The organism is Acidiphilium sp. (assembly GCF_049977125.1).
Classification (GTDB): Bacteria; Pseudomonadota; Alphaproteobacteria; order Acetobacterales; family Acetobacteraceae; genus Acidiphilium.
This window is the reverse complement of the sequence record NZ_JBMFGY010000007.1, coordinates 1-7295: the sequence shown is the minus strand read 5'-3', so window position 1 is coordinate 7295 and position 7295 is coordinate 1. Positions and strand designations below refer to the sequence as shown.

Sequence of the window (7295 nt, the reverse complement as noted above, 5' to 3'; positions counted from 1 at the left end):
GGTTCACGGACAGGTTCACGGACAGGTTCGCGGATCGGTTCACGAACCGGCTCGCGGGTTGGTTCAGGGGCGGGGCGGCGCAGCTCGTAATGGGCCGCCGCCGACCGCGGCAATGGATCGTAGGGCGTTTCATCGATCGCCACCCCCCGCAGCGGTTCGGGCAGGCGCATTGTCAGAACCCGCAATTCCTCCTGCACCTGATCGAGTTGCTCCTCGATCGCCTCGAGCCGCGATTTCACGCCAAACACCGAAAACGGCATCGCCAGCATGGCAAGCCCATAGACCAGCCCGACCAGCAGCAGGATCAGGCCGAGCCATTCGGGCATCCACTCGGGCAGGGTAAGGGGCAGGGTCATGGCGCTATCTACCGGTTTGCGGGCGGTGCAGGCAAGCCTTGCGCAAAGCCCCCCGGCCCGGCCATATCGCTCCGTGAACACAGGGGAGGCTCCATGGCATCGGATCTCGACATTGCGCGCGCCGCGACACTACGCCCCATCGGCGACATTGCCGCCACCGCCGGCATTCCGGCCGATGCCCTGATCCCTTACGGCCGCTATAAGGGTAAACTGGAGTTCGGCTTCATCGAAGCGCTCCAGCCCCGCCCGACCGGCGCTCTGGTCCTGGTGGTCGGCATCAGCCCGACCCCGGCCGGCGAAGGCAAGACCACCACCACGATCGGACTGGGCGATGCGTTGCGCGCCGCCGGCAAGCGCACCATGATCGCGCTGCGCGAACCCAGCCTCGGCCCGTGTTTCGGCCAGAAAGGCGGGGCCACCGGCGGCGGCCACGCGCAAGTCGCCCCGATGGATGAAATCAACCTGCATTTCACCGGCGATTTCCACGCCATCACCAGCGCGAACAATCTGCTCGCCGCCCTGCTCGACAATCACCTCTACTGGGGCAACGCGCTCGGCATCGACCCGCGCAAAATCGCGGTGCAGCGCGCGATCGACATGAACGACCGCTCGCTCCGCGAAACCGTGCTCGGCCTCGGCCATGGTGCGAACGGGGCCGCCCGCGAACAGAGATTCGACATCACCGTCGCCTCCGAAGTCATGGCGGTGTTCTGCCTCGCGAAAGATCTGGCCGATCTGCAGGCCCGCCTCGCCCGCATGGTGATCGCCGAACGGCGGGACGGCAGCCCGATCACCCCGGCCGACATCAACGCGGTCGGCGCCATGACCGCCCTGCTGCGCGACGCGCTGCAACCCAATATCGTCCAAACCCTCGAAGGCACGCCCGCCCTGGTCCATGGCGGCCCGTTCGCCAACATCGCGCACGGCTGCAACTCGGTCATGGCCACCACCACCGCCCTGAAACTGGCCGATTTCGTGGTCACCGAAGCCGGTTTCGGCGCCGACCTCGGCGGCGAAAAATTCCTCGACATCAAATGCCGCCAGGCCGGTCTCGCCCCCTCCTGCGCCGTCGTGGTCGCCACCATGCGCGCCCTGAAAATGCACGCCGGCATCGCCAAGCCCGACCTCGGCACGCCAAACCCGCCCGCCGTCGCCGAAGGGGCCGCGAACCTGCGCCGCCATGTCGCCGCCATGCGCGCGTTCGGCCTGCCGGTCATCGTCGCGATCAACGGCTTCCTCGGCGATACCGAAGCTGAACGCGCCGCCCTGCGCACCGCACTTGAGGCCGATGGCATCACCGCGGTGTTCTGCACCCATTGGGCCGATGGCTCCGCCGGCGCCGCCGATCTGGCCAAAGCCGTGATCGCCGCCACCGAGTCCAAGGCCGCGCATTTCGCCCCGCTCTACCCGGATGCCATGCCGCTCGCCGACAAACTCCGCACCCTGGTGCGCAAAATCTACGGCGGCGACGATATCGACCTCGCGCCGAAAGCCGCGAAACAAATCGCAAGGCTCGAAGCGCGCGGCTACGGTACGTTGCCGGTCTGCATGGCGAAAACCCAGTACAGCTTCACCGCCGACCCCACAAAACGCGGCGCACCCACCGGCTTCACCCTGCCGATCCGCGAGATCCGCCTCTCCGCCGGCGCCGGCTTCGTCGTCGCCCTCGCCGGCGACATCATGACCATGCCCGGCCTGCCGCGCGTCCCCGCCGCCGATACCATCGGCGTCAATCAGAACGGCGAGATCTTCGGCCTCTTCTGATCATCGGAGCGCCAGCGCCGCCGCGGCGGTACCGGCGCCCCGACCTGCCGCAGGATCAGGCAGCGCGATTGGCGACGAGGTCGTCAACCACACCAGGATCGGCCAGGGTCGAGGTATCCCCCAGACTCTCGGTCTCGTTCGCCGCGATCTTGCGCAGAATGCGCCGCATGATCTTGCCCGAGCGCGTCTTGGGCAGGCCCGGCGCCCACTGGATTTCATCGGGCGCCGCGATCGGCCCGATCTCCTTGCGCACCCAGATGATCAATTCACGGCGCAGTTCCTCGGTCGGTTCCTCACCGCTGATCAACGTCACATAGGCATAGATGCCCTGACCCTTGATGTCGTGCGGAAACCCGACCACGGCGGCCTCGGCGACTTTCGGATGCGCGACCAGCGCCGATTCGACCTCGGCGGTCCCCATCCGATGACCCGACACGTTGATCACATCATCGACCCGCCCGGTGATCCAGTAATACCCATCCGCATCCCGTCGCGCGCCGTCACCCGAGAAATAATACCCCGGAAATGTCGAGAAATAGGTCTGGATGAACCGCTCATGGTCACCATACACCGTGCGCATCTGCCCCGGCCAGCTATCGGCGAGACACAGATTGCCCTCGGTCGCCCCGTGCAGCTCGTGCCCGTCGCCATCGACGATCACCGGCTTCACCCCCGGCAGCGGCAGCGTCGCCGATCCGGGTTTCTGATCGACCGCGCCGGGCAGTCCGGTGATCAAAATCCCCCCGGTCTCGGTCTGCCACCAGGTATCCACCACCGGGCAACGATCATCGCCGATCACATGGCTGTACCAATACCATGCCTCCGGATTGATCGGCTCACCGACCGACCCCAAAATCCGCAGCGATGCCCGCGACGTCCGCTTCACCGGCGCCTCGCCGTCGCGCATCAGCGCGCGGATCGCGGTGGGCGCGGTGTAGAAAATATTGACCTTGTGCTTGTCCACCACCTGCCAGAACCGCGAGGTATCCGGGTAGTTCGGGATTCCCTCGAACATCAGCGTGGTCGCCCCGTTCGCCAGCGGCCCGTACACAATATACGTATGCCCGGTCACCCAGCCGACATCGGCGGTGCACCAGTACACCTCGCCCTCGTGATAATCGAACACGTATTGATGGGTGAAACTCGCCCACACCATATAGCCGCCAGTGGTGTGCAGCACGCCCTTGGGTTTGCCGGTCGACCCCGACGTATACAAAATGAACAGCGGGTCCTCCGCCTTCATCGGCTCCGGCGGGCACTCGGCCGGCACCGAAGCCGCCGCCTCGTGATACCACACATCGCGTCCCGCCATCATCGCGACCGCGCCGCCGGTCGCCTTCACCACCACCACCGATTTCAGCATCGGGCAGGATTTCAGCGCCGCGTCGACATTCGCCTTGAGCGGCACTTTCCGCCCGCCGCGCCGTCCCTCATCGGCGGTGATCAAAATGGTCGAATCGCAATCCTGGATCCGGTTCGCCAGGCTATCCGGCGAAAATCCACCAAACACCACGGAATGAATCGCCCCGATCCGCGCGCAGGCCAGCAGCGCCACCGCCGCCTCCACGATCATCGGCAGGTAAATCGTGACCCGATCGCCCTTCTTCGCCCCCAGCGCCAGCAGCACATTGGCCATCCGGCACACCTCGGCGTGCAATTCGCGATAGGTCACGTGCCGGCTGTCGTTCGGGTCATCGCCCTCCCAGATGATCGCGACCTGATCCCCCCGCGTCGCCAAATGCCGATCGAGGCAGTTCGCCGAGGCGTTCAACACCCCATCCTCGAACCATTTGATTGTGCAATCGCCCGAAAAACGGGTGTTCTTGATCTTCGAAGGCGGCGTGATCCACGAAATCCGCTTGCACTCATCCGCCCAGAACCCATCCGGGTCGTCACCCGCGCGCTTGACCATGGCGTCATACTGGGCGCGGTTCACCAGCGCATGGGCAGCGATGGCCGGCAAAACCTTGACGATTTCGGGATGGGACATTGTTGTTTTCCTCCGTGACGGTTCATTAATCTATGCCAAAATCCGCACCGGACCGAAAGAGCACCCGGCACCAAAGGACAAATTATTTCAATCCCGCCAACCGCAACGGCGGATTCTATCGCTTCAGCAGCACATCGCGCGCTTCATTGAGCTTGTCGATCAACCATTGCGAGCCGCCATGCTCGGGGTTGGCGAACCACAACATGTGCCGATACGCCTCCAGCACCTCCTCGCGCGTCGTGCTCGGTGGCAGTCCGAACACGTCGAGCGCCTCCGCCCGCGACATCACCCGTGGCGGCGGCGCCGCCCGCGGCGGCGGCTTCGGCCCGAGGCGCCCCGCATCAGGCCGCGCCCAGAACGCCCCCATGATCGGCAACGCGCCGAGAACCACGATCCCCCGCCCGTCCAGCAACGCGGTAGCCCCGAAACTGACCACGATCGAGAGCAGCACCCACAGCGCCGGATGCCGCGCCACCTCCACCCAGGGCCGCCGTCCTCCCCGATGCGGCCACAGCAGCACCAAAATGGCAACCACCGCCAGCCCCGCCGCGATCATCAACCGCTCTGACTCCGCCCCCAGCGCGTCGGACATCACGAACCCAGCCTCGGTGAACGATTTCTGACCTGCATGCTCCGCCATCGAAGCCATCAAACCGCGTCATAAACAAGCCAAAAAACCATCCCGACGCAATTTTCCGTCCTCTCCCGCCGCGCATGCCACGCTACGAGCGAAACACCGAAGCCGGATACCCTTGCACGAACAGCAGCGCCCGCAGATCCGCATGATCGATATGAAGCGTCGTCTGCGCCCGCACGACCGGCTTGGCATGATACGCAATCCCCATGCCCGCATCACCGATCATCGCAATGTCGTTGGCACCGTCGCCCACCGCCATCGTTGCACCCAGCTTCACCCCGCGCATACCAGCCACCTCGTGCAGCACCACGCGTTTCGCGTCGCGATCCAGCACCGGCTCCGCCACCATCCCGGTCAGGCATGATCCATCATCGAGCAGAACATTCGCCCGGTGCGTGTCGAATCCCAGTTCCGCCGCCACCCGGGCGGTGAAAAACGTGAACCCGCCCGAAACCAGCGCCGTCACCGCGCCATGCGCCCGCATCGTCGCCACCAGTTCCCGCGCCCCCGGCATCAATTCGGTCCGCCGCCAGGTCCGCTCCAGCGCCCCGATCTCGAGCCCGCGCAGCAACGCCACCCGCTCGCGCAGCGCCATCGCGAAATCGATCTCGCCCGCCATCGACCGCCGCGTGATCGCCGCCACCTGCGCGCCCACCGCCGCCTCCGCCGCCAGCTCATCGAGCGTCTCGCCGGTCACGATGGTACTATCCATATCCGCCACCAGCACCGCCTTGCGCCGCCCGCGCGATTTGACGCACAGCGCATCCACCGCCGCCCCGTCGAGCGCTGCGTCGATCACCGCGCGCTCCGGCACCATCATGCAGGGCACCTCCGCCGCCTCACCGGGCGACAGCCACGCCACCTCACCCCCGGCGACCGAGCGCCGCACCCGCTCGACCATGGCCTCAGTCAGCGAAACCTTGCCGCGCGGAGCGACCAGCACCAAAACGAATTTCATGACCCGATCGCCTAAAGCAATACCCGCCTCGCCCGCAAGGCCGCTGCTCATCGTCGCCGGCCCCACCGCCTCGGGCAAATCCGCCCTCGCGCTCGAACTCGCCCGCCGCTTCGGCGGCACCATCATCAACGCCGACGCGATGCAATGCTACGCCGACTGGCGGATCATCACCGCCCGCCCCTCACCAGCCGACGAAGCCGCCGCCCCCCACCGCCTCTACGGCATCCGCGCCCTCGCCGAACCGGTCGACGCCGCCTGGTGGCGCACCGCAGCCCTCACCGAACTCAACCAATCCCCCCTCCCCATCCTCTGCGGCGGCACCGGCCTCTATCTCTCCGCCCTGATCAACGGCATCGCCGCCATCCCGCCAATCCCCCCCGAAGCCCGCGCGCAAGCCCGCGCCCTCCTCGCCACCCACGGCGCGCCCTGGCTCCACGCCTGGCTCACCGAACACGACCCGCTCACCGCCGCCAAACTCCGCCCCACCGACCCCCAGCGCCTCGCCCGCGCCGCCGAAATCCTCCTCGCCACCGGCCACGGCCTCGCCCATTTCCACGCCCAACCGCGCGAAACCCTCACCACCCACCGCGCCCACCTCATCCTGCTCGACCCGCCGCGCGAGGATCTCCGCACCGCCATCGAAACCCGCTTCCACGCCATGCTCACCGCCGGCGCCCTCGATGAAATCCGCCGGATCGACGCGGCCAACCCCGACCCCACCCTGCCCGGCCTGCGCGCCCACGGCGTCCCCGAACTCCGCGCCCATCTCGCCGGCGCCCTCTCCCTCGAAGCCGCCACCGCCGCCGCCATCGCCGCCACCATCGCCTACACCAAGCGTCAGGCCACCTGGTTTCGCCACCAGAAACTGACCGATGATTCCACAACGCAGATGATCCATGCGCGATTCAGCCATGCAGCGCAATTTTCGGAAAGTCTCAACCAAAATATGATCTCGTTTATTAACAACCCGGGTTGACCCATAGGGCACCACAGGCTACCTCTGCTCCCCTGACCACACAGGACACACACTCAATGAACGCCGTGACCACCACCGCCCTCTCCGGTGCCGAAATCCTCCTCCGTGCCCTCCGCGCCCAGGGCGTCGAGGTCATCTTCGGCTATCCCGGCGGTGCCGTCCTGCCGATCTACGATGCCCTGTTCCAACAAAACGACATCCGCCACATCCTCGTCCGCCACGAACAGGCCGCCGTCCACGCCGCCGAAGGCTACGCCCGCTCCACCGGCAAAACCGGCGTCGTCCTCGTCACCTCCGGCCCCGGTGCCACCAACGCCGTCACCGGCCTCGTCGATGCCTTGATGGACAGCATCCCCGTCGTCTGCCTCACCGGCCAGGTCCCCACCCACCTCATCGGCAACGACGCGTTCCAGGAAGCCGACACCACCGGCATCACCCGTCAGGCCACCAAGCACAACTATCTCGTCAAGCGCTCCGAAGACCTCGCCCGCATCGTCCACGAAGCCTTCTACGTCGCCCGCACCGGCCGCCCCGGCCCGGTCCTGATCGACCTCCCGAAAGACATCCTGATCAACCCCGCCCCCTATGACGAACCCGCGACCGGACCACACCGC

Annotated in this window: 7 protein-coding genes; 3 read left to right on the top strand and 4 right to left on the bottom strand. The window is 66.5% G+C overall.

Annotated elements, in window-relative coordinates:
• Positions 1 to 356: hypothetical protein (locus ACP5E6_RS02315; protein WP_427951138.1), on the bottom strand; the 356-nt coding region annotated here is incomplete at its 3' end.
• Positions 357 to 449: 93 nt separating this feature from the next.
• Here ACP5E6_RS02315 and ACP5E6_RS02310 point away from each other — a divergent pair.
• Positions 450 to 2120 carry a formate--tetrahydrofolate ligase gene (locus ACP5E6_RS02310; RefSeq protein WP_427951136.1) on the top strand — a complete coding sequence of 557 codons (1671 nt, stop codon included), beginning with the start codon at positions 450 to 452 and terminating at the stop codon, positions 2118 to 2120.
• 55 nt (positions 2121 to 2175) lie between these two features.
• On the opposite strand, the gene acs is transcribed toward ACP5E6_RS02310, so the two are convergent.
• The 3 genes from acs to serB form a co-directional block, all read right to left on the bottom strand.
• Positions 2176 to 4110 carry an acetate--CoA ligase gene (acs, locus tag ACP5E6_RS02305; RefSeq protein ID WP_427951134.1) on the bottom strand — a complete coding sequence of 645 codons (1935 nt, stop codon included), beginning with the start codon at positions 4108 to 4110 and terminating at the stop codon, positions 2176 to 2178.
• Between the two features lie 115 nt (positions 4111 to 4225).
• Entirely contained in the window at positions 4226 to 4750 is a 525-nt protein-coding gene (locus tag ACP5E6_RS02300; RefSeq protein WP_427951131.1) for a hypothetical protein, read from the bottom strand.
• 82 nt (positions 4751 to 4832) lie between these two features.
• Entirely contained in the window at positions 4833 to 5705 is an 873-nt protein-coding gene (gene serB, locus ACP5E6_RS02295; RefSeq protein ID WP_427951128.1) for a phosphoserine phosphatase SerB, read from the bottom strand.
• On the opposite strand from serB, the gene miaA reads away from it, so the two are divergent.
• Both miaA and ACP5E6_RS02285 read left to right on the top strand, forming a co-directional pair.
• The gene (miaA, locus tag ACP5E6_RS02290; RefSeq protein ID WP_427951125.1) at positions 5704 to 6681 is read left to right on the top strand and encodes a tRNA (adenosine(37)-N6)-dimethylallyltransferase MiaA; all 978 of its coding nucleotides are present in this window, start codon (positions 5704 to 5706) and stop codon (positions 6679 to 6681) included. The genes serB and miaA overlap by 2 nt on opposite strands.
• A 56-nt stretch (positions 6682 to 6737) precedes the next feature.
• On the top strand, positions 6738 to 7295 hold a 558-nt coding region (locus ACP5E6_RS02285; RefSeq protein WP_427951122.1), incomplete at its 3' end, for a thiamine pyrophosphate-binding protein.